Source organism: Streptomyces sp. NPDC007095 (genome assembly GCF_040634475.1).
In the GTDB taxonomy this organism is placed as follows: domain Bacteria; phylum Actinomycetota; class Actinomycetes; order Streptomycetales; family Streptomycetaceae; genus Streptomyces.
In genome coordinates this window covers 1-19516 of record NZ_JBEYFS010000224.1, presented here as the reverse complement: position 1 = coordinate 19516, position 19516 = coordinate 1, and the positions used below count along the sequence as shown (strand labels likewise).

Here is a 19516-nt window from a genome sequence, read left to right as displayed (position 1 = left end):
CCTCGTACTGGACGTACTTGGGCTTTCGGCCGGTGCGGCGAGAGTGCGTGCCGGGCGTCGCGACGGGGCGAACGTTGCCTGTTGCGGCACTAGGTCCTGTCCGTCGGCTCAGGCCGCAGACACGGGGCCGCCGGGTGGCGGGTAGGCGTCCGCTTTCGGGTGACCCCTCAGCCTGTCGTCGGGGCCCGGCGGTTCGGCGTGTCCGAGCATCGCAGTCGACCGGGGCGTCGCCGCCCGCACCGTCCGCCGCCGGAGCTCGCCGTGCACATCCTGCTCGTGGCCAGCGCCTTCAACAGTCTCACCCAGCGCGTCCACGTCGAACTGCGCGACCACGGGCACACGGTCGCGGTGGAACTCGCGCTGCCCGAACGCCCGTTGGCCGAGGCCGTCCGACGGCACGCGCCGGACCTCGTGCTCGCGCCGATGCTGAAGACGGCGATCCCCCGCGAGGTGTGGGCCGCGTACCCGTGCTTCATCGTCCACCCGGGGCCCTTCGGGGACCGGGGGCCGTCCTCGCTGGACTGGGCGATCCAGCGGGGCGCCGACCGATGGGGGGTGACGGTCCTTCAGGCGGACGAGGACATGGACGCCGGGGACGTCTGGGCGTCCGTCGACTGCGCGGTGCCGCCGGTGGGCAAGAGCGACCTGTACCGGGGCGAGATCGCCGACGCCGCGCTCAAGGCCGTCCTGCTCGCCGTGGAACGCTTCTCCTCCGGTACCCACACCCCACGCCCACAGGGTTCGGCCCACGCCGAGTACACCCCGGTGCGCATCCGCCCGTACCTCGACCAGAGCGTCCGGCGGATCGACTGGGACGCCGACTCCACCGAGACCGTCCTGCGTAAACTGCGCGCGGCGGACTCGCAGCCCGGCGTGCTGGACGTGCTGTGCGGCGCCGAGTGGTACCTGCACGGCGGTCACCTCGAGGGCGGCCTGCGCGGTGCCCCGGGCGAGCTGCTGGCCACCCGGGCTGGGGCGATCTGCCGGGCCACGACGGACGGCGCGGTCTGGATCCCCGAACTGCGGCGCAGGCGCGCTCCGGGACAGCAGCCCACGTACAAGCTGCCCGCCGCACGGGCCCTCGGCGACCGGCTGCCGTCCCTGCCGGAGCTCGCCGCACCGGATTCCGCGGACCCGCGCCGGCGCACCTGGACGGACATCGGGTACCGGGAGGAGGGGAGCGTCGGAGTCCTCTCGTTCTCGTTCCCCGGCGGAGCGATGAGCACCACGCAGTGCCGACGCCTTCTCGACGCCTACCGACAGGCGTGCGCGCGGCCCACCTCGGTGCTGGTGCTGGGCGGGCAGCGGGACTTCTTCTCCAACGGGATCCACCTCAACGTCATCGAGGCCGCCGAGGACCCCGCCGCCGAGTCCTGGGCCAACATCAACGCCATCGACGACCTCGTCGAGGCGGTCCTGACCACCACGGACCGGCTCGTGGTCTCCGCCGTCGCGGGCAACGCCGCGGCGGGCGGGACGATGCTCGCCCTCGCCGCCGACGAGGTCTGGTGCCGCGCCGGTGCCGTACTCAACCCGCACTACCGGCTCATGGGCCTGTACGGCTCGGAGTACTGGACGTACACACTGCCGCGCCGCGTGGGTGCGGCGACTGCCGACCGGCTCCTGGGCGAGGCCCTGCCGATGGGCGCGGCGAGCGCCCGCGACCTCGGGCTCGTCGACCGGGTGGTCGACTGCGGTCCCGGGGACTTCGCCACGCAGGTCGGCCGCCTCGCGGCCCGGCTTGCGGCACTGCCGGGATCACCGTCGCGGATCGCCGCGAAGAAGGCGGAACTGGAACGCCAGGAGTGCGGCGAGCCCCTGGCCGCCTTCAGGGAGCGGGAGCTGACCAGGATGCGCCGCACCTTCGACGACCCGGACGCCCCCTACCACGCCCTGCGCCGCGCGTTCGTCCACAAGCGACGACCGCAGTCCACCCCGCCGCACCTCGGCCTCGCGGCGACCACGGCCACGAGGACGGCCCCGGGAGCGGAACGGTCCACGCGGGCGCGTGTCACTGAAACGGCCCTGGATGACCTCTCGCGTCGGCCGGATGGCTGGTACCAAGAGAGCTGATGGTCGAAAAATAAGCTTTTGTCCCTCACCTCCCCGAGGAGGCGGTCCCATGACAGCGGCGACACCCAGTACGGCCGGCGCGACGAACGCCGGTGGTGCGCCCGCCGACGAGACGCCCACGATCCACATCCTCTGGATCAACGCCGGGCTGAGCTGCGACGGCGACTCCGTCGCGCTGACGGCGGCCATGCAGCCGAGCATCGAACAGATCGCGCTCGGCGATCTGCCGGGTCTGCCCAAGATCGCCGTCCACTGGCCCCTCATCGACTTCGAATGCGGTCCGGTCGGCGGCGCGGACACGTTCATCGAGTGGTTCTTCAAGGGGGAGCGGGGCGAGATCGACCCGTTCGTGCTGGTCGTCGAGGGGTCCATCCCCAACGAGTCGATCAAGCCCGAGGGCTACTGGTGCGGCTTCGGCGACAACCCCGAGACCGGCCAGCCGATCACGACCAGTGAGTGGATCGACCGGCTCGCGCCCAAGGCGCTCGCCGTCGTCGCCATCGGCACCTGTGCCACGTACGGCGGTATCCACGCCATGGCGGGCAACCCGACCGGCGCGATGGGCGTGCCCGACTACCTCGGCTGGGAGTGGAAGTCGCACGCCGGCATCCCCATCGTGTGCGTACCCGGCTGCCCCATCCAGCCCGACAACTTCGCGGAGACGCTGACGTACCTGCTCTACCAGGCGGCCGGCTCCGCCCCGATGATCCCCCTCGACGACAAGCTGCGCCCGTCCTGGCTGTTCGGCGCCACCGTGCACGAGGGCTGCGACCGCGCGGGCTACTACGAGCAGGGCGAGTTCGCGACCGCCTACGACTCGCCCAAGTGCCTGGTGAAGCTGGGCTGTTGGGGCCCGGTCGTCAAGTGCAACGTGCCCAAGCGGGGCTGGATGAACGGCATCGGCGGCTGTCCGAACGTCGGCGGCATCTGCATCGCCTGCACCATGCCCGGGTTCCCCGACAAGTTCATGCCGTTCATGGACGAACCTCCGGGCGCGAAGTTGTCCTCCAAGGCCAGCGGCGCCTACGGCGCGGTGGTCCGCAGACTCAGGTCGCTCACGATCAACACCGTGGACAAGGAGCCGAAGTGGCGCCACACGGGAGACAAGATCACCACCGGATACCGGCCGCCGTGGTGAACCCCCGCCCCACCTGAGACACAGCTCCACGAGCCCGTCCACACCCTCCCGGACCACCCGCGCGAAGAAGGGCACGACACACACGATGGCACCGAAGACGAAGGCGGCCGGCGACGGTAGCGGCCTGATGGAGATGGCCTGGGACCCGATCACGAGGATCGTGGGCAGCCTGGGAATCCACACGAAGATCGACTTCAAGCAGAAGCGGGTCGCGGAGTGCTACAGCACCTCGTCCGTCTTCCGCGGTTACAGCGTCTTCATGCGCGGCAAGGACCCCCGCGACGCGCACTTCATCACCAGCCGCATCTGCGGGATCTGCGGGGACAACCACGCCACCTGCTCGGTGTACGCGCAGAACATGGCGTACGGCGTGAAGCCCCCGAACCTCGGTGAGTGGATCATCAACCTCGGAGAGTCCGCCGAGTACATGTTCGACCACAACATCTTCCAGGAGAACCTGGTCGGGGTCGACTACTGCGAGAAGATGGTCAAGGAGACCAACCCGGGCGTCCTCGAACTCGCCGAACGCACCGAGGCACCGCACGCCGCCGAGCACGGCTACCGCACGATCGCCGACATCATGCGGTCCCTCAACCCCCTCGAAGGCGAGTTCTACCGCGAGGCGCTCCAGGTGAGCCGCTACACCCGGGAGATGTTCTGCCTCATGGAGGGCCGCCATGTGCACCCCTCCACGCTCTACCCGGGCGGCGTCGGCACCATCGCCTCCGTCCAGCTCTTCACGGACTACCTCAGCCGTCTGATGCGCTACGTGGAGTTCATGAAGCGGGTCGTCCCCCTCCACGACGACCTGTTCGACTTCTTCTACGAGGCCCTGCCCGGGTACGAGGAAGTGGGGCGCCGACGGGTGCTGCTCGGCTGCTGGGGCGCGCTCAACGACCCCGAGTACTGCGACTTCACCTACGCCAACATGACGGACTGGGGCCGGCGGATGTTCGTCACCCCCGGCGTGATCGTCGACGGCAAGCTCGTCACCAACGACCTCACCAAGATCAACCTCGGTATCCGCATCCTGCTGGGCAGTTCGTACTACGAGGACTGGGAGGGCCAGGAGCAGTTCGTCACCCACGACCCGCTCGGCAACCCGGTCGACCCGCGCCACCCGTGGAACCAGCACACCATCCCCGCCCCGCAGAAGCGGAACTTCGACGACAAGTACAGCTGGGTCATGTCGCCCCGCTGGTTCGACGGCAAGGACCACCTCGCCCTCGACACCGGCGGCGGCCCCATCGCCCGCCTGTGGTCCACCGCCCTGTCCGGCCTCGTCGACACGGGCTATGTGAAGGCGACCGGTCACAGCGTGGTCATCAACCTGCCGCGCACCATGACCAAGCCCGAGACCACCTTCGAGTGGAAGATCCCGCGCTGGAGCAACGCGCTGGAACGCAACCGCGCGCGCACCTACTTCCAGGCCTACACCGCCGCCGTCGCCCTGCACTTCGCGGAGAAGGCGCTGGAGGAGGTCCGCGCCGGACGCACCCAGACCTGGGAGAAGTTCGAGGTGCCCGACGAGAGCATCGGCGTCGGCTTCACCGAGGCGGTCCGCGGTGTGCTCTCCCACCACATGGTGATCCGTGACGGCAAGATCGCCAACTACCACCCGTACCCGCCGACCCCGTGGAACGCCAGCACCCGGGACACCTACGGCACGCCCGGCCCGTACGAGGACGCGGTGCAGAACACGCCGATCTTCGAGGAGAACTCCCCGGAGAACTTCAAGGGCATCGACATCATGCGTGCCGTCCGCAGCTTCGACCCCTGTCTGCCGTGCGGCGTGCACATGTACGTCGGTGGCGGCAAGACCGTCCAGAAGATGCACGTGCCCACCGGCCTGAGCGGACTGGGCGGATGAGCGCGGGCACGACCATCGACGCGACGAAGGCGGCACCGGCGGTCGACGCGGTGCGCACCGGGCAGCGGATCGAGGACGTACTCGACCGGCTCGCCACCACCGGTGACCCGGCCGCCCGCGCGGCGGCCGAGGAACTCGTCCAGGCCCTCATGGACTTCTACGGGGCGGGCCTGGCCCGGATGCTCCACCTGCTGTCCACGCCCGTGGGGCGCAGAACCCCCGGCGATCCCCTGGCGGGCCTGCTCGGCGACGAACTGGTCGCGAGCCTCCTCGTCCTGCACGACCTGCACCCCGAGGACCGGACGACCCGCATCACCCGCGCGCTCGACAGCGTCCGCGACCACGAACTGGACGTCGTGGACTTCGACGAGGAGACGGGCACCCTGCGGCTGCGGGCGGCCGGAGGCGGCGGATGCGGTTGCGCGGCGAGTGCTACGACGGCCCAGCAGGCGGCCGAGGACGCGCTCGCCTGCTTCGCGCCGGAGGTCACGGCGGTCGAGGTGCAGGCCGCCGACCGCTCGGGGGAGCCCCCGCTCCTCCAGATCGGCACCGGCCCCGGGACCCGCGCAGGCACCACCGCCCGCCCGGCCCCGGCGAAGACCCCATGAGCGCGCCCCCGGCTCCCCGCCCGGCCACGCGCGGCTCCGGGCTGCGCAGGTTCCTGACCGGACGTGAACCGCGGCCGGAGCGGTGCGGACTGTGCGCGGTGGCGGTGGACGAGGCACGCCACCGCCACCTGGTGGACATCGAGCACCGGGCCATCGTCTGCGCCTGTACGTCCTGCGCCCTGCTGATGGAACAGCCGGGCGCCGCACGCGGCCGTTTCCGTGCGGTTCCGGACCGCTTTCTCACCGACCCGGACCACCGCCTCGACGAGAGTGCCTGGGAGGCGCTGCAGATCCCGGTCGGCGTCGCCTTCTTCTTCCGCAACGCCACGCTCGACCGGCTGGTGGCCCTCTATCCGAGCCCGGCCGGGGCCACCGAGAGCGAGCTCGATCCGGCGACGTGGACCGCCGTCCTCGGCGACAGCCGCCTCGCCGAACTGCTCGAACCCGATGTGGAGGCGCTGCTGCTGCGCCGCCACGAGGGCCGCTGCGAGTGCTATCTCGTGCCCGTCGACATCTGCTACGAACTGGTCGGCCGGATGCGCCTGTTGTGGCAGGGCTTCGACGGCGGCGCCGAGGCCCGCGCCGCCCTCGACACCTTCTTCGAACACGTCGGGCAACGCGCCCGCCCCGTACGCGAGGAGCGCCCGGCGTGACGGAGTTCGCCTTCACCTGCACCGGCGTGCACGCGGACCGGTTCGCCGCCGGACCGACCCTGCTCTTCCGGCTGCGCATCACCGCGACCGGCGACGAACCGGTCCACGCCATGGCCCTGCGCTGCCAGATCCGCATCGAGCCCGCCAAGCGCGGCTACGAGACCGCGGAGGCCGAAGGGCTCGCCGACCTCTTCGGCGAGCGCTCGCGCTGGGGCAGCACCCTCCAGCCGGTGCAGTTCGCCCAGGTCTCCGTCATGGTCCCCGCCTTCACGGGGGAGACCGAGACGGACCTCGTCGTGCCGTGCACGTACGACATGGACATCGCCGCGACCCGCTACTTCGACGCTCTGACCAGCGGGGAGGTGCCGCTGCTGATGCTGTTCTCCGGCACGGCGTTCACCGGAGCGGGCGGCTTTCGCGTCGAACCCGTCCCGTGGGACCGGGAGGCGGTCTTCCGGATGCCGGTGGCCACCTGGCGGGAGATGGTCGAGCAGCACTTCCCCGGCTGCGGCTGGATCCGGCTGCCCCGCGACACCATGGACGCCCTGCTCGCCTTCCGCTCCCGACGGGCCCTGCCCTCCTGGGAGGCGACCGTGCGGGCCCTGCTCGACGAGAGCGGCGGGGCGGCTCCCGCACCACCCCGAAGGTTCACTCTCACCGGCATCACCAGCACCACCGGGAGGACCGCTCCGTGAGCGTGACCACGTTCGCCCCGGAGACCGAGGCCCGCCTCGCCCTCGCCCGGCAGGTGGCGGACGCCGTCCTCTTCGAGGGCTATGTGCTCTACCCGTACCGTGCCTCCGCGGCCAAGAACCGGCTGCGCTGGCAGTTCGGCGTGCTCGTCCCGCCCGCCTGGGGAGCCGACTGCGAGGAGCACGACTTCCAGCACACCGAATGCCTGATGGAACCCAAGGCGGACGCCACCCTCGCGGTCGAGCTGCGCTTCCTGCGCGCCCGGCGCCGCACGGTCCAGCAGGCGCGCCCGGACGGCGGCTTCGACACGGTCCCCGAACTACGGCTCGGGGACCGGACCCTGGTCCCCTGGGACGAGGGAACGGAGGAGCGCGTCGAGGCGGTCGTGCCCGTCGATGAACTCCTGGGCGACGGAGTGCGGGTCTCCTTCGACCGCCCCGCGGGTGAGGACACCGAGTCCGTCCTCGACGAGACCGGTCGCGTCGTCGGCCGGATGGTCCGCCGCTACGAGGAGACGAGCGGCATGCTCCGGTTGTCCGCGAGCGAACTCGACGGGCCCTACCGCGTGCTGCGGCTGACCGCGATCGTCGAGAACACCAGCACCTGGACACCCCCGGACGGCACGGCGGCCGACCGGGACGCGGCCCTCCCGCGCTCCCTGGTCGCCACCCACCTCCTCATGGGGCTGAGCGCGGGGTCGTTCCTGTCGATGACGGATCCCCCCGAGTGGGCGAAGGGCGCGGTCGCGTCCTGCCGCAATCTGCACACCTGGCCGGTCCTCGCCGGCGAACCCGGGCGCGGGGACGTGGTGCTGTCCTCGCCGATCATCCTGGAGGACCACCCGGCGATCGCGCCGGAGAGCCCCGGGGCCCTGTACGACGCCACGGAGATCGACGAGATCCTCGCCCTGCGCACCGCCGCGCTCACCGACGAGGAGAAGCGCGAGGCCCGGGGCACCGACGACCGGGCGGCCGCCGTGATCGACCTGGCGGACACCATGCCGGCGGAGGTCCTGGAGCGCCTGCACGGGGCGGTGCGCAGTCTGCGCGAGGTGGCCGGAGCGGGCGAGGGCACGGGAACGGCGTCCGCCCCGGCCGCGGACGGCTTCCCCGACGAGTTCGGCGTGCCGCGTCCCGACACCCCGTGGTGGGACCCGGCGAGCGACGCGGGCTTCGACCCGGGGCAGGACCGGATCGTCGTCGACGGCCGCTCGCTGGGCGCGGGAAGCAGAGTGCTGCTGCGGCCCGGGCTGCGCCGCACCGACGCGCAGGACCTGTTCCTCGCGGGCCGTACGGCGAAGGTCGAGGCCGTGCTGCACGACGTGGACGGCGGAGTGCACCTGGCGGTGACGGTCGAGGACGATCCGGGCGCCGACATCCGCCGCGAACAGGGCCGCTTCCTCTACTTCCAGCCCGACGAGGTCGAACCGCTGGAGGACGAGGCATGAGCCTGCCCGCGGACCCACCCCGCCGGGAGAGCGGCAAGGTCCTCGTCGCCGGGATCGGGAACATCTTCCTCGGGGACGACGGCTTCGGCGTCGAAACCGTACGCGCGCTCACCGGGCGGCAACTGCCCCCGCACGTCGAGGCCGTGGACATCGGCGTACGGGGCGTGCACCTCGCGTACCAGGTCCTCGACGGCTACGACACCCTGATCCTGGTGGACGCCACCGCGCGCGGCGAGCGCCCCGGCACCCTGTACGTCATCGAGCACGACAGTGCCGACGCGGCCGAGCCGCACGGCGTACCGCTCGACGGCCACCGGATGACCCCCGGCACCGTGCTCGCACTGCTGGGGACCCTCTGCGCCGGCACCGGCGGGCAGCCGCCGCGCCGCACGCTGGTCGTGGGATGCGAACCCGCCTGCGTCGAGGAGGGCATCGGGCTCAGCCCGCCGGTGTCGGCCGCCGTACCGGAGGCCGTCCGGCTGATCGAAGAGTTGTTGCGGGCCGACGAACCGGGAGAGTCCGCGCCGCGGGCCACGGTCGGCGAAGCCGCGAAGTGAGGAGAGAAGCCATGATCAAGACCCTCGTCGGCGGCGTGCTGGCCGCCGCTGTCACCGCCGTCCTCGTGCAGATCCTGCCCGACCTCAGACGCTATCTGCGGATCCGGAGCATGTGAGCCGACGCCCCCGGTCGTACGCCTTCCGGTTGTACGCCCCCTGCCACGCGCGCCGTGCCGTGCCGTTGCGGCGAACGGCGTACGCGGCCGGCCGGCGACGGCGTGCCGGTCCGCCGCCCTCGGACGCCTCCCCTCTAATGAGGGGCGGCGGACGCCCTGCCCGAGACGGAGACCGGTCGATGCACGAGATGTCCCTCGCGATGGCGGTGATCGGCCAGGTGGAAGAGGCGGCGCAGCGGGCCGGTGACGTCGAGGCCGTGCGCTCGGTACGGCTTCAGGTGGGCGAGCTGGCCGGTGTGGTACCCGATGCCCTGTCGTTCTGCTTCGAACTGGCCTGCGCCGGAACCGTGCTGGAAGGCGCCGAACTGGTCACCGAAGCCGTGCCGGGACGGGCCCGCTGCGCACCCTGCGCGCACGAATGGGCCGTCGGCATGCCGCCCGCGCTGACCTGCCCGCGGTGCGGCGGAGCCACCACAGAGCTGCTGGCGGGCCGGGAACTCCAGATCCTCAGCGTGCAGTGGGAGGACGGCCCGGCGCACGCCCACCCCCGCGAACCGATCTCCGAGGAGCGCTGAACCATGTGTCGTGTGGTCGACCTGCAGCAGGCCGTCCTGGCCAAGAACGACGAGACCGCGCACACCCTGCGCGCCGGCCTTGCGGCCCGCGGCACCACGGTCGTCAACCTGCTCTCCAGCCCCGGCAGTGGCAAGACCGCCCTGCTGGAAAGGGAACTGGGGCTCGCGCTGGAGCGGTCCGTGCCCGTCGCGGCGCTCACCGCCGACCTCGCCACCGAGAACGACGCGCAGCGGCTGGCCCGCTCGGGCGTCCCGGTCAAACAGATCCTCACGGACGGGCTGTGCCACCTGGAGGCCGGGATGCTCGGCCGCCACCTGGAGGGCTGGCTGCCCGACGACACCCGGCTGCTGTTCGTCGAGAACGTCGGCAACCTCGTCTGCCCGGCCTCCTACGACCTCGGGGAGACCCTGAGAGTCGTGCTCGCCTCCGTGACCGAGGGCGAGGACAAGCCGCTCAAGTACCCCACCGCCTTCGGCCTCGCCCATCTGGTGGTGGTCACCAAGACCGACATCGCCGAGGCCGTCGAGTTCGACGAGACGGCGTTCCGTGCGAACGTCGAGCGGGTCAACCCCGGAGTGGACGTGCTGCTGACCTCGGCCCGCCGGGACCGGGGCGTCGGCGCCCTGCTCGACCGGGCGCTGGCGGCCGCGGACGGCGCCCCGCTCCACGAGCCCGTCATGGCACGCCGACCTGACGGCGCCTCACCCACCCCCCATCACCATGGCCATGAGCACCCGCACGGCGCCGGCGCCATGGCCCACTCCCACTCGTGAGCCATCCGCCCTCCCCGGCCGCCGTCGCCGACGGGACACCGCTGCGCCGACGGGTCACCGTACGGGGTGTGGTGCAGGGAGTCGGCTTCCGTCCGTACGTCTACACGCTCGCCACCGTCCTCGAACTGTCCGGCCATGTCACCAACACCCCCGAGGGTGTCATCGCGGAGGTCGAGGGCGCCCCCTCGGCCGTCGCCCGGTTCTGTGACCGCGTCGCCGTCCAGGCACCGCCGCTGGCCCGCGTGGACTCCGTACACCACGACGACGTACCCGTCACCGGTGACGCCGCGTTCACCATCCTCGCCTCCCGCACGGGCGGACCGGCCGGCACCCTGATCCCGCCGGACACGGCCACCTGTGCCGAGTGCTTGCGCGAACTCGCCGACCCCGCCGACCGGCGACACCGCCACCCCTTCATCAACTGCACGCACTGCGGCCCCCGGTTCACCATCGTCACCGGCCTGCCCTACGACCGCTCCCACACGACCATGGCCGGCTTCCCGATGTGCTCCGACTGCGCCCGCGAGTACACAGATCCGGCCGACCGCCGCTTCCACGCGCAACCCGTCGCCTGCCCGGCCTGCGGCCCGCGACTGCGGCTGCTCGTCCCCCGGCCGGGCGTGAGTGGCCCACCGGAGCCTGCCGCCGGAGCGGACCCGGCCGCCGAGGCCCGACGGCTCCAGGCGGACGGCGCGATCCTCGCGGTCAAGGGCCTCGGCGGCTACCACCTGGCCTGCGACGCCACGAACCCCGAAGCCGTCGCCCTGCTGCGCCGCCGCAAGGCCCGAGGGGACAAACCCTTCGCCGTCATGGCCCGGAGCCTCGACGACCTCTGGCACCTCGTACGGATCAGTGCCGAGGAGCGGAGCCTGCTCGCCGGCGCCACCCGCCCCATCGTGCTGCTGCGCCGCCGTAGGGAGGTACCCGTGGCGGGGGCACCACGACCCGCCGACTCCGTCGCGCCCGGCAGCCCCGACCTCGGCGTCATGCTGCCGTACACCCCCCTGCACCACCTGCTCTTCGGACTGCCCGGCGATCCCGAGGGACCCCCGCTGCTCGTCATGACCAGCGGTAACGTGTCCGGTGAGCCGATCGTGACCGACGACGGGGAGGCGCTGGAGCGGCTGGCGGGGCTGGCCGACGGCTGGCTCACCCACGACCGGCCGATCCATGTGCCGTGCGACGACTCCGTGGTGCGCGTGTGCGACGGTGAGTTGTTGCCGCTGCGTCGCGCCCGCGGCTACGCGCCCCTGCCGCTGACCCTGCCGGCCCCGGTGCGCCCGGCCCTCGCCGTCGGCGGGGACCTGAAGAACGTGCTCTGCCTCGGCGAGGGCCGCCGGGCCTGGCTGTCCGCCCACATCGGCGACATGGACGACCTCGCCACCCAGCACGCCTTCGAACGCGCCGTGGCCCAACTGGGGTCCATCACCCCCGTACGCCCCGAACTGCTCGCGGCCGACCGGCACCCCGGATACCGCTCGGCGCGCTGGGCCGACCGGAACGCGGCGGGCCGGCCCGTCGTACGCGTCCAGCACCACCACGCCCATGTCGCCGCCGCGATGGCCGAACACGGGCTGGACGGCAGCCGGCCGGTGATCGGCGTCGCCTTCGACGGGACGGGCTACGGCGACGACGGGGCGGTGTGGGGCGGGGAGATCCTGCTCGCCGACTACGACGGCTTCACCCGGTTCGGACACCTCGCGTATGTGCCGCTGCCCGGCGGTGACGCGGCGGTGCGACGGCCGTACCGGATGGCGCTCGCGCATCTGCGCGCGGCGGGGATGGAGTGGTCGGACGAGCTGGCCTGCGTGAGCGCCTGCCCGCCCGACGAACGGCGCGTGCTGGAACGGCAGTTGGAGCGCGACCTGAACTGCGTCCCCACCTCCAGCATGGGCCGCCTCTTCGACGCGGTGTCCTCCCTCGCGGGCGTCTGCCACGCCGCCGGATACGAGGCCCAGGCGGCGATGGAGCTGGAGGCCGCGGCGCTGCAAGCTCCCGCCGGGGACCATGCCGTGTATGCGTTCGCCCTACGACCGGCAGGACTGACCGACAGTGCGCCACCGGCGGCCACCGGCCCGGGGCCGGGCGGCGGCGTCCGCCCCGCACAGGGTTCAAGCGGCGGTGCGGACGAGGGCCCCGTGCTCGCGGATCCCGCACCTGTGCTCGCGGCGATCGTCGAGGACCTGCGCGCGGGTGCCGGACCGGCCGTCGTCGCGGCACGCTTCCACCGGGCCGTCGCAGGGCTCGTGCACCGCGTCTGCGTGCTGGCCCGCGAACGGCACGCGGTCGAGACGGTGGCCCTGACCGGCGGGGTGTTCGCCAACTCCCTGCTGTCCTCCGCCTGCGCCGCGGCCCTGGGCGCGGACGGATTCACGGTCCTGCGCCACCACCTGGTCCCGCCGGGCGACGGCGGTCTGGCCCTCGGGCAGCTCGTGGTGGCCGCGCGCGCCGAGGACCGTACCCGAGCCAACGACTGACCAACAGCGAGGAGAGGCCCATGTGCCTGGCGGTACCCGGCAGAGTGCTGGACATCGAGGAACGGGACGGCACCCGGATGGCCAACGTCGACTTCGGCGGTGTGGTCAAGGAGGTGTGCCTGGAGTACCTGCCCGACCTCCAGGTCGGCGAGTACGCCATCGTGCACGTCGGATTCGCCCTGCAGCGCCTCGACGAGGAGTCGGCGAAGCAGACGCTCGAACTGTTCGCCACCCTCGGCCTGCTGCAGGCGGAGTTCGGCGACCCCTGGGAGATGGCCGCGGAGGCGGGCGAGGCCCTGCCGTCCGCGGGAGAGGAGGCGCGGAAGTGAAGTACATCGACGAGTTCCAGGACCCCGACCTGGCACGTCGGCTGCTCGACGACATCCACTCCACGGTGACCAGGCCATGGGCGCTGATGGAGGTCTGCGGCGGACAGACGCACACCATCATCCGCCACGGCATCGACCAACTCCTGCCGGACCAGGTCGAGTTGATCCATGGGCCGGGGTGTCCGGTGTGTGTGACCCCGCTTGAGGTCATCGACAAGGCGCTGGAGATCGCCTCCCGGCCCGGGGTGATCTTCTGTTCCTTCGGCGACATGCTCCGAGTGCCCGGCACGGGACGGGACCTGTTCCAGGTGCGGGGCGCGGGCGGCGACGTGCGCGTCGTGTACTCGCCGCTCGACGCCCTGCGGATCGCCCAGCAGAACCCCGGCCGCGAGGTCGTCTTCTTCGGCATCGGCTTCGAGACGACCGCGCCGCCCAACGCGATGACGGTGTATCAGGCCCGCAAGCTCGGCATCCCGAACTTCAGCCTGCTGGTGTCCCACGTCCGCGTACCGCCCGCCATCGAGGCGATCATGCAGTCACCGACCTGCCGCGTCCAGGGCTTCCTGGCGGCCGGGCACGTGTGCAGCGTGATGGGGGTGGGGGAGTACCCGGAACTGGCGGAGCGCTTCCGCGTCCCGATCGTCGTGACCGGATTCGAACCCCTGGACATCCTCGAAGGCGTACGCCGGACCGTCGCGCAACTGGAGCGCGGCGAACACGCCGTCGACAACGCCTACCCCCGTGCCGTCCGCCCGGAAGGGAACCCGGCCGCGCGGGCCATGCTGGAGGACGTCTTCGAGGTCACCGACCGGGCCTGGCGCGGCATCGGGGTGATCCCCGACAGCGGCTGGCGGCTGTCTCCGAAGTACCGGGAGTACGACGCCGAGCACCGTTTCTCGGTCGACGGCATCCAGACCCGCGAACCGGCCGCCTGCCGCAGCGGCGAGGTTCTGCAGGGACTGCTCAAGCCGCACGAGTGCGAGGCCTTCGGCACGCTGTGCACCCCTCGCACCCCGCTCGGCGCCACCATGGTCTCCAGCGAGGGCGCCTGCGCCGCGTACTACCTCTACCGGCGCCTGGACCTCACCCCCGCGCCCCGGGAGGCGACCCCCGTTGTCTGAGACCACCGACACCACCGAACTCCGTACGCCCGTACTCGACCCCGCCGCCTGGACCTGCCCGGCGCCGCTGCGCGACCAGCCGCGGATCGTCATGGGCCACGGGGGAGGCGGAGCCCTGTCCGCCGAACTCGTCCAGCACGTCTTCGCGCCGGCGTTCGGCGGTGACGTGCTCGCTCAGCTGGGCGACGCCGCGGCAGTGTCGCTGGGCGGTGTCCGGATGGCCTTCTCCACCGACTCCTTCGTGGTGCGGCCACTGTTCTTCCCCGGCGGCAGCATCGGTGACCTCGCCGTCAACGGCACCGTCAACGACCTCGCCATGAGCGGCGCCCGGGCCGCCTACCTCTCCTGCGGCTTCATCCTGGAGGAGGGCGTCGAGATGGAGACGGTCGCCCGCGTGGCCGAGGCGCTCGGCGCGGCGGCGCGGACCGCGGGCGTCGAGGTCGCGACCGGTGACACCAAGGTGGTCGAGGCCGGGCACGGCGACGGGATCTTCATCAACACGGCCGGTATCGGCCTCATCCCCGCGGGCGTCGACCTGCGCCCGCAGCGGGTCGTGCCCGGCGATGTCGTGATGGTCAGCGGTGCGATCGGCGTGCACGGCGTGGCGATCATGAGCGTGCGTGAGGGCCTGGAGTTCGGGGTGGAGATCGAGAGCGACTGTGCGGCGCTCGGCGGTCTGGTCGACGCCATGCTCGCCGTCACCCCGGATCTGCATGTGCTGCGCGATCCCACCCGGGGCGGGCTGGCCGCCGCCCTGAACGAGATCGCGGCGGCCTCGGGCACCGGCGTCGTCATCCGGGAGCGTGACGTCCCTGTCCCGCCGGCCGTCGCCAACGCCTGCGCCGTCCTGGGCCTCGACCCGATGTACGTGGCCAACGAGGGCAAGCTGGTGGCGTTCGTGCCCCGCGAGCACGCCGACGCCGTCCTGGACGCCATGCGGGCGCACCCGCTGGGTACGGAGTCCAGGGCCATCGGCGAGGTCGTGGACGCCCATCCGGGCATGGTGGTGGCCCGCACCGGGCTGGGCGGCACCCGGGTGGTCGACCTGCCGATCGGGGAACAGCTGCCGAGGATCTGCTGAGGAGTGGCGGGGCCGCGCCCGGACAGTCGTCCACCACTTCGAGCGCGACCCCGTCGGTCACACCCGCACGGCCGGTGTCCTACGCGAGGCGCTCGGCGTCCCCGACGTCGTTGCGGGACACGGCCAGGTAGCCGACGAAGCCGATGATGGCGACGGTCCAGGACAGGGTGACCGGTCCCAGCCCGAGGTCGAGGCCGCCGCGGGCGTGGCTCAGGGCCATCCAGTCGGCGACCGAGGCGCCGAGCGGGCGGGTGATGACGTACGCGGTCCAGAACGCGGCCACCGCGTTGAGCGCGCCCCACTTGTGCATGAGGGCCGGGACGGCGATGGCGACGGCGTACAGCACGGCCGAACCGAGGTAGCCGAGGCCGACCGTGGCGGAGAGATCACCGGCGGCGGTACCGAGCGCGAAGGTGGCCAGCACGGTGGCCCAGTAGAAGAGTTCGCGGCGGCGGGTGTGGATGCTGTGGATGGAGAGGGTCTTCTCGCTGGCGTACCAGACGGCGAACACGGCTGCCAGCGCGGCCATGAAGAAGGGGGTGGAGATCGTGTACGGGACGCCCAGGCCGACGTGCAGGACGTCCGCGGCCATGGTGCCGAACACGCTGACCATCACGATCGCCGTCCAGTAGATCCAGGCGACGTAGCGACGGGCCCTGAGCTGGACGGAGAGCGCCACCACGAGGGCCAGCCCGCCGAGGCCGACCGCGGGGATCGGCCCGAGTGTCTTGGCGAGGAGGTCCGAGGCGGTCTCACCCATGCCGGTGGTGAGCACCTTGATCACCCAGAAGTAGACGGTGACTTCCGGGACCTTGCTCGCCAGATGGGTGGGGCCGGCGGCGCGACGACGGCGGGTGAGGTGCTCTGTGCTCATGCCCGCACGATGACATGACGAACTGCCCTGGTCACAGGGGTCTTTGCCATTGCTTTGGGGCTTCTGGTGCAGGAGTTGCCAGGACTCGCGAGGGACCTGAACGCAACCTGAACACCTGCGCCGCGATCCCCGGATCCGTTGGGATACGACGCGGATCCGATGGTACGAAGAAAGGTCGTCGCCGGGCCTCGTGACGGCCCTCCGTCCTTCCGTTGCGCTTCCCGACCGCGCGTGAGAACATCATTCTCATTTCGAAGAATGAACTTCTTTGTGGTCGTTGAACTCAATGACGAGGGAGACACGTTGGAAGCGACGGAGTACGGGCAGGCGGCCGTCGGCCGGGTGCTGAAGGCTCAGGACCAGTTCCATCTCGGCATCGTCGTCGAGGACTTCGAGACGACCCTGGCCGAGTTCTCCTCCCTGTTCGGGTACAAGTGGTGCGGCGAGATCAGCGGACCGGTCCCGGTCACGCTGCCGGACGGAGACGCGGTGGTCGAGCTCGGGTGCGTGTTCTCGACGACGGCACCCCGTCTCGAGATCGTCCGGCGCGTCCCCGGGACCCTGTGGGAGCCGGCGGCCGGTGGCGCGGTCCATCACGTCGGCTACTGGTCCGACGCCGTCGCCGCGGACGCCGCCGAACTGGAACGCCACGGTTTCGTCCGGGAGGCGACGCGCAAGGGTGCCGACGGCGCCCCGTTCGCGTTCCTCCGCAGCCCGGCCAGCGGCTACCGCGTCGAGCTGGTGAGCCGGGTGGCGCAGCAGAGCCTGGAGCGGTTCTGGGGGATGAGCGCATGACGACCGTCGGGATCGTCACCGGCGCCGGCCGCGGGATGGGGCTGGCCTGCGCGCAGCGGCTCACCGACCAGGTGGACAGGCTGCTTCTCGTCGACCGGGACGAGGCGACCGTGGCCGCGGCGGCCAAGGACCTGTCCGCCACCGGTCGGGGCGCCGTCGTCGAGCCGTTCGTCCTCGACATCACCGATGCCGAGGGTCTGGCCGGGCTCGCCGCACGCGTCGGCGAACTGGGCACTCTGCGCGCCGTCGCTCACGCCGCGGGCATCTCGCCCACCATGGCAGACTGGCGTCGTATCTTCACCGTCGACCTGGTCGGGACCGCGCTGCTGGCCCGGACGCTCCGCCCGCTCGCCACCGAGGGCACGGCCCTGGTGTGCTTCGCGTCGATGGCCCCGCTGCTCGGCGGCACCGGCCCCGACCCGGCCGTCGACGCCGTGCTGGACGACCCGCTCGACGAGCGGTTCCTCGACCGCGTCCACGAGGCCGTCGGGCCGGGCATCGAGGACACCGGTATCGCGTACGCGTGGGCCAAGCGCGGGGTGCACCGCTTCGTCCAGCGCGAGGCGGTGCGCATCGGGCCGCTCGGTGCCCGTATCTGCTCGGTGTCCCCCGGGCTGATCGACACTCCTCAGGGGCGGCAGGAATCCGCGAGCCATCCGGGGATGGAGCTGCTGCTGCGGCAGACCCCGCTCGGCCGGCAGGGGCGGTCCGAGGACGTCGCCGCGGCCGTCGCCTTCCTGTTGTCGTCCGAGGCCGGTTTCCTCAGCGGGATCGACCTTCTCGTGGACGGCGGTGTGTGCGCCGCCGTCCGGACACGAGCCGACCGCAAGTGAGTTCGCGCGAGCGCATGTGCGGCCTCGTGAGTGCCCGTGAGTGTCAGTGAGTTCAGTGGTCCGCCACCGGCCGCTGCCGGTGGGCGGTGGCGAAGGCGCGCAGTTCGCGGGCGACGTCGGGCCCGCTCGGCATGTAGACCACCTCGTGGAAGCCGAGGTCGGCGAGCCGCGCCAGGCTTCTGCCGACCCGGGCCGCGTCACCGACCATCGTCTTGAGGTCGATGTGGCCGAGGAGTCGGCGGTCGCGGTCGGGGAGGTGCGTGACATGGCCCTCGAAGGTGAGCAGATGGCGTTCGTCCTCGGGTGCGAGTTCACCGAGGGCCGCCCGCCAGGCCCGGCCCCCGGGCAGGGCGTCGACCGCCTCGGCGCCGCCCTTGGCGTACGCGTTGTGCCAGTCGACGACCCGCCACGCTCCGATCGCCTCACGGACGCGGTCCGAGTCGCGGTCCTCGCCGGGGTCGAGCACGGTGCCGGAGATGATGGTCGCGGTCGGGAGCGCGGGGTGCGGAGGTCCGACGACGCCGTCGGCCACCTTCTCGGCCAGCGCCGTGCCCCGGGGACCGAACACGCTGATCCAGAGCGGGACCCGGATCGGTCGCGAGGCGGTGAGGCCGACCGCGTGCAGCATCCGCACCGGCTTGCCGTCCGCGATCGCCGTCTCCCCGGCGAGCAGTCGTCGCAGGGCCGTCATGTAGTCGGCGAGGGCGTCCAGCGTCATCGGGCGCCGGCCCACCGCGAGCCGGGCCGTGAACCCCGTACCGAAGCAGGCCCGGAAGCGTCCGCCGGAGACGCGGGCGACGGTGGCGATGCCGGAAGCCATGGTCATGACCGACCGCTGGCCGGGGATGAGGACGGCCGTGCTGAGCCCGATGCGGGTCGTCCGCCGCGCGGCGAGCGCGAGATGGACGAAGGGGTCCTCCCACAGCGGCGCCGAGTCGTAGATCCACACCCTGGAGTAGCCGAGCTCCTCGGCCAGTACGGCGAGGTCCGCGAAGTCAGGGCCCGGCGGGAGCCCGCAGGACAGTTCGAGATCCCGTATGACTTATTTCCCTCTCATAATTGACTTACCGTCATAAAATATTGCTCATCGATATAATCGATATAAAGGGGAACCAATGCCCAAGGGGTATGTCATCCTCACCGAGGCCATCGAGGACGAGGCCGGAATGGAGGCCTACGGCCGGGCGTCCGCGGGATCGATCACGCAAGGCGGGGCCGCCGTCCTGGCGGTGGATACAGGGCCCCAGGTCCTGGAGGGCAGCTGGCACGGCAACCGTACGGTCGTCCTCGAATTCGAGTCCGTGGAAGCGGCGCGTGCCTGGTACGAGTCGGACGCGTACGCGGAGGCGAAGCCGCTGCGGCAGGCCGCGGCCGACTGCAACGTCGTGATCGTCTCCGGGTTCGAGACCGGAGTCGGCGTTGGTGGGCGCCTTGACCTGGGCGTGGACCAGGACGGTCTCGCCGGGGGAGACGTCCTGCGGCAGCGCGGTCTGGATCTGGTT

At 71.7% G+C, this 19516-nt stretch carries 19 protein-coding genes; 17 read left to right on the top strand and 2 right to left on the bottom strand.

Annotated features, from left to right (window positions below; genetic code table 11):
* The first annotated feature begins 261 nt into the window (after positions 1-261).
* From ABZ656_RS46660 to hypE, 14 genes are all read left to right on the top strand, one after another.
* Complete coding sequence (locus ABZ656_RS46660; protein WP_360277156.1) at positions 262-2073, top strand: enoyl-CoA hydratase-related protein; 1812 nt, start codon at positions 262-264, stop codon at positions 2071-2073.
* 49 nt (positions 2074-2122) lie between these two features.
* A complete protein-coding gene (locus ABZ656_RS46655; RefSeq protein WP_101402458.1) occupies positions 2123-3211 on the top strand; it encodes a hydrogenase expression protein HypE in 1089 nt (362 codons plus the stop codon).
* 85 nt (positions 3212-3296) lie between these two features.
* Complete coding sequence (locus ABZ656_RS46650; RefSeq protein WP_101402459.1) at positions 3297-5081, top strand: nickel-dependent hydrogenase large subunit; 1785 nt, start codon at positions 3297-3299, stop codon at positions 5079-5081.
* Positions 5078-5689 carry a hypothetical protein gene (locus tag ABZ656_RS46645; RefSeq protein WP_360277152.1) on the top strand — a complete coding sequence of 204 codons (612 nt, stop codon included), beginning with the start codon at positions 5078-5080 and terminating at the stop codon, positions 5687-5689. The genes ABZ656_RS46650 and ABZ656_RS46645 overlap by 4 nt, the downstream gene beginning before the upstream one ends.
* Positions 5686-6342: a DUF5947 family protein gene (locus ABZ656_RS46640; RefSeq protein ID WP_101402461.1), complete on the top strand. Its 657-nt coding sequence runs from the start codon at positions 5686-5688 to the stop codon at positions 6340-6342. The genes ABZ656_RS46645 and ABZ656_RS46640 overlap by 4 nt, the downstream gene beginning before the upstream one ends.
* Positions 6339-7037, top strand: a complete 699-nt coding sequence (locus tag ABZ656_RS46635; RefSeq protein WP_360277149.1) for a DUF6084 family protein — start codon at positions 6339-6341, stop codon at positions 7035-7037. The genes ABZ656_RS46640 and ABZ656_RS46635 overlap by 4 nt, the downstream gene beginning before the upstream one ends.
* Positions 7034-8482, top strand: a complete 1449-nt coding sequence (locus ABZ656_RS46630) for a hypothetical protein (RefSeq protein WP_101402463.1) — start codon at positions 7034-7036, stop codon at positions 8480-8482. Before ABZ656_RS46635 ends, ABZ656_RS46630 begins: the two co-directional genes overlap by 4 nt.
* Positions 8479-9039, top strand: a complete 561-nt coding sequence (locus ABZ656_RS46625) for a hydrogenase maturation protease (protein ID WP_101402464.1) — start codon at positions 8479-8481, stop codon at positions 9037-9039. Before ABZ656_RS46630 ends, ABZ656_RS46625 begins: the two co-directional genes overlap by 4 nt.
* A 295-nt stretch (positions 9040-9334) precedes the next feature.
* Positions 9335-9730 carry a hydrogenase maturation nickel metallochaperone HypA gene (gene hypA / locus ABZ656_RS46620; RefSeq protein WP_101402465.1) on the top strand — a complete coding sequence of 132 codons (396 nt, stop codon included), beginning with the start codon at positions 9335-9337 and terminating at the stop codon, positions 9728-9730.
* Positions 9731-9733: 3 nt separating this feature from the next.
* The gene (gene hypB, locus ABZ656_RS46615) at positions 9734-10504 is read left to right on the top strand and encodes a hydrogenase nickel incorporation protein HypB (RefSeq protein WP_360277144.1); all 771 of its coding nucleotides are present in this window, start codon (positions 9734-9736) and stop codon (positions 10502-10504) included.
* Positions 10501-12981 carry a carbamoyltransferase HypF gene (gene hypF, locus ABZ656_RS46610; protein ID WP_360277141.1) on the top strand — a complete coding sequence of 827 codons (2481 nt, stop codon included), beginning with the start codon at positions 10501-10503 and terminating at the stop codon, positions 12979-12981. The genes hypB and hypF overlap by 4 nt, the downstream gene beginning before the upstream one ends.
* A gap of 20 nt (positions 12982-13001) precedes the next feature.
* Positions 13002-13310, top strand: a complete 309-nt coding sequence (locus tag ABZ656_RS46605) for a HypC/HybG/HupF family hydrogenase formation chaperone (RefSeq protein ID WP_101402468.1) — start codon at positions 13002-13004, stop codon at positions 13308-13310.
* The gene (hypD, locus tag ABZ656_RS46600; protein ID WP_360277137.1) at positions 13307-14431 is read left to right on the top strand and encodes a hydrogenase formation protein HypD; all 1125 of its coding nucleotides are present in this window, start codon (positions 13307-13309) and stop codon (positions 14429-14431) included. Before ABZ656_RS46605 ends, hypD begins: the two co-directional genes overlap by 4 nt.
* A gap of 91 nt (positions 14432-14522) precedes the next feature.
* Positions 14523-15512, top strand: a complete 990-nt coding sequence (gene hypE / locus ABZ656_RS46595; protein ID WP_360277162.1) for a hydrogenase expression/formation protein HypE — start codon at positions 14523-14525, stop codon at positions 15510-15512.
* A 79-nt stretch (positions 15513-15591) separates the two neighbouring features.
* On the opposite strand, the gene ABZ656_RS46590 is transcribed toward hypE, so the two are convergent.
* Positions 15592-16386, bottom strand: coding sequence for a hypothetical protein (locus ABZ656_RS46590; RefSeq protein WP_101402471.1), 795 nt, complete (start codon positions 16384-16386; stop codon positions 15592-15594).
* A gap of 303 nt (positions 16387-16689) precedes the next feature.
* Between ABZ656_RS46590 and ABZ656_RS46585 the strand changes: the two genes are divergently transcribed.
* Together ABZ656_RS46585 and ABZ656_RS46580 are read left to right on the top strand one after the other, a co-directional pair.
* Entirely contained in the window at positions 16690-17181 is a 492-nt protein-coding gene (locus ABZ656_RS46585) for a VOC family protein (RefSeq protein ID WP_360277134.1), read from the top strand.
* The gene (locus ABZ656_RS46580; RefSeq protein WP_101402472.1) at positions 17178-18014 is read left to right on the top strand and encodes an SDR family oxidoreductase; all 837 of its coding nucleotides are present in this window, start codon (positions 17178-17180) and stop codon (positions 18012-18014) included. The genes ABZ656_RS46585 and ABZ656_RS46580 overlap by 4 nt, the downstream gene beginning before the upstream one ends.
* A gap of 52 nt (positions 18015-18066) precedes the next feature.
* On the opposite strand, the gene ABZ656_RS46575 is transcribed toward ABZ656_RS46580, so the two are convergent.
* Positions 18067-19038 (bottom strand): LLM class flavin-dependent oxidoreductase, encoded by a 972-nt coding sequence (locus ABZ656_RS46575; RefSeq protein ID WP_360277159.1) that lies wholly within the window; start codon positions 19036-19038, stop codon positions 18067-18069.
* A 91-nt stretch (positions 19039-19129) separates the two neighbouring features.
* Here ABZ656_RS46575 and ABZ656_RS46570 point away from each other — a divergent pair.
* Positions 19130-19516 (top strand): DUF1330 domain-containing protein (locus tag ABZ656_RS46570; protein ID WP_360277131.1); only part of this gene is annotated, 387 nt, incomplete at its 3' end.

Coding starts and splice junctions, on each gene's coding strand:
- ABZ656_RS46655 (WP_101402458.1), top strand. CDS start 2,123: ATGACAGCGGCGACACCCAGTACGGCCGGCGCGACGAACGCCGGTGGT.
- ABZ656_RS46650 (WP_101402459.1), top strand. CDS start 3,297: ATGGCACCGAAGACGAAGGCGGCCGGCGACGGTAGCGGCCTGATGGAG.
- ABZ656_RS46645 (WP_360277152.1), top strand. CDS start 5,078: ATGAGCGCGGGCACGACCATCGACGCGACGAAGGCGGCACCGGCGGTC.
- ABZ656_RS46640 (WP_101402461.1), top strand. CDS start 5,686: ATGAGCGCGCCCCCGGCTCCCCGCCCGGCCACGCGCGGCTCCGGGCTG.
- ABZ656_RS46625 (WP_101402464.1), top strand. CDS start 8,479: ATGAGCCTGCCCGCGGACCCACCCCGCCGGGAGAGCGGCAAGGTCCTC.
- hypA (WP_101402465.1), top strand. CDS start 9,335: ATGCACGAGATGTCCCTCGCGATGGCGGTGATCGGCCAGGTGGAAGAG.
- hypB (WP_360277144.1), top strand. CDS start 9,734: ATGTGTCGTGTGGTCGACCTGCAGCAGGCCGTCCTGGCCAAGAACGAC.
- ABZ656_RS46605 (WP_101402468.1), top strand. CDS start 13,002: ATGTGCCTGGCGGTACCCGGCAGAGTGCTGGACATCGAGGAACGGGAC.
- hypE (WP_360277162.1), top strand. CDS start 14,523: ATGGGCCACGGGGGAGGCGGAGCCCTGTCCGCCGAACTCGTCCAGCAC.
- ABZ656_RS46590 (WP_101402471.1), bottom strand. CDS start 16,386: ATGAGCACAGAGCACCTCACCCGCCGTCGTCGCGCCGCCGGCCCCACC.
- ABZ656_RS46580 (WP_101402472.1), top strand. CDS start 17,178: ATGACGACCGTCGGGATCGTCACCGGCGCCGGCCGCGGGATGGGGCTG.